The sequence below is a fragment of the Nonomuraea lactucae genome, from assembly GCF_003313395.1.
GTDB lineage: Bacteria > Actinomycetota > Actinomycetes > Streptosporangiales > Streptosporangiaceae > Nonomuraea > Nonomuraea lactucae.
The window spans coordinates 1-1,680 of sequence record NZ_QNFZ01000547.1; the positions used below are offsets into that span (position 1 = coordinate 1).

At 66.5% G+C, this 1,680-nt stretch carries 3 protein-coding genes; 1 reads left to right on the plus strand and 2 read right to left on the minus strand.

From position 1 onward, the window contains the following. Positions 1-256: hypothetical protein (locus DQW85_RS46030; protein WP_205315351.1), on the minus strand; the 256-nt coding region annotated here is incomplete at its 3' end. An 83-nt stretch (positions 257-339) separates the two neighbouring features. Here DQW85_RS46030 and DQW85_RS23445 point away from each other — a divergent pair. After that, a complete protein-coding gene (locus DQW85_RS23445) occupies positions 340-888 on the plus strand; it encodes a Rid family hydrolase (protein ID WP_113702246.1) in 549 nt (182 codons plus the stop codon). Positions 889-1,278: 390 nt separating this feature from the next. Here the strand turns inward: DQW85_RS23445 and DQW85_RS44780 are convergent, their stop codons facing one another. Continuing rightward, positions 1,279-1,518 carry a hypothetical protein gene (locus tag DQW85_RS44780; protein ID WP_162795287.1) on the minus strand — a complete coding sequence of 80 codons (240 nt, stop codon included), beginning with the start codon at positions 1,516-1,518 and terminating at the stop codon, positions 1,279-1,281. Positions 1,519-1,680 lie beyond the last annotated feature (162 nt).

The following is a 1,680-nucleotide window of genomic DNA, read 5'->3' on the forward strand; positions in this document are numbered from 1 at the left end:
CGCCCACTGCGCGCGCCAGGAGGGCACCCAGGGAATCGTCGACCGCGTTATGGCGGGAATGTCCAGATAGAGCGACATTTATGGGGTTGCCGACTTCGAGCCCCCGTCGAAAGCCTGCGTAACCCTCTCGGACTCCGACCTCGGCAGTGACCGCCGAGGCCATGGGCGCACCGGCCCACACGGTCGAACAGCGCTGCGCGAAGATCGTGGATTCTGTACCGGAGAAGCGGACCGCTGGATCCTTCGTCCTCGCCATGGCGCTAGAAACCATAGCATAGCTATGCTATGCTTTTGGAACGATACATATGATCTGCTGCACTCAGCCCCCTGGAGGGTCATATGAAACTGCGCAAAAACCCAACCGTACTGGCGGTCACGGCCACGGCTGGGCTCCTTCTCCTCGCCGCATGCGGCGGCGCGCCCGTCCCGAAAGACGGACCCCAGACCCACGCGCCCTCACCACGAGGAGCAGTCAGCAAGGGCATCACCCTGGTGAACCCCAAAGGACTGGCGAAGATCGACATCTACCGGCAGGTGTCGGTCGCCACCGGATCGAAGCTGGTCTCCATCGCCGGCCAGGTCGCCTGGGATGCCGACGGGCGCACGGTCGGCAAGGGCGACCTCGCCGCCCAGGTCGAGCAGTGCTACCTCAACGTCGCCACCGCCCTGGCCGAGGTCGGCGGCTCCTTCGACGACGTGACGAAACTGACCGTCTACCTCGTCGACTGGACCCCCGACAAGATGCCCCAGTTCGTGGAGGGCGTCGCCCGGGCCTCCAAGAAGCTGGGCATCACCACCCCGCTCCCGCCGCTTACAGGGATAGGCGTCGCCGCACTGGCCGAGCCCGACATCCTGGTCGAGGTCGATGCCACCGCGATGCTCGACTGAGCGCAAGGCGATGAGCAACATCGGAACAGGATCCGGCGCTAAAGTTCCTGCTGTTCATAGGCCCCATCAACAGAGCATGACAAGGACCGGTCGCATCAGATAATCGCTGTTGCCCCCTAGGTATCGGGTTGTGATCAAGGGGTGGTCCGGGTGAGGCCTGTGGTCCAGATCATCACGGCGCGAAGGTGGAGGCCGGCGAGGTAGCTCCTTTCCTTGTGCAGGTCGGCGTCGTGGCTGCGGCCCTGGTCGGAGAGGGCCGCGGGCTGGCGACCAGGCCGCTCGTCATCAGCGCCATGGCGACGCAGGAGATCCAGGCCACAGTCCGGGTTCCGGCCTTCGCCCTGGCCGCTGACTGGGCGGGAGGCCTGTCCGCCGGCACGTCCGCGGTGCTCATGGCAGTCTCACTGAAGGCTGGACACGATCACGAAGGCATGCTTCCTCAAGCCCCAGGCGTGCTTCTTCGCGCGCGCGCAGGCCGCGGACGCCGCGCGGGGCGCCGACACCGGTGGGGACGTCGTAGCCGGGCCGGGCCGTGCACAGGTACGAGTCGCCGCACGAGCCGGCGATCAGCGGGGCGGACATGCTGGTCCCGCCGGTCACCAGGTCCGCCAGGCTGAGCCGTGGGCTCATCGAAACCTCCACAGTTCGGGTGTGTGCGTATGGAGGACGGGCCAGCCCTTCGAGATGTGACAATCCCGGTCGTTCCAGCACGGACCGCGTCCTCGTCCGCGCCGGAATATGGGCATCCGTTGGGGCGACGAGGGCAGGGGACCGGGTATCCCCCCGTGCGAC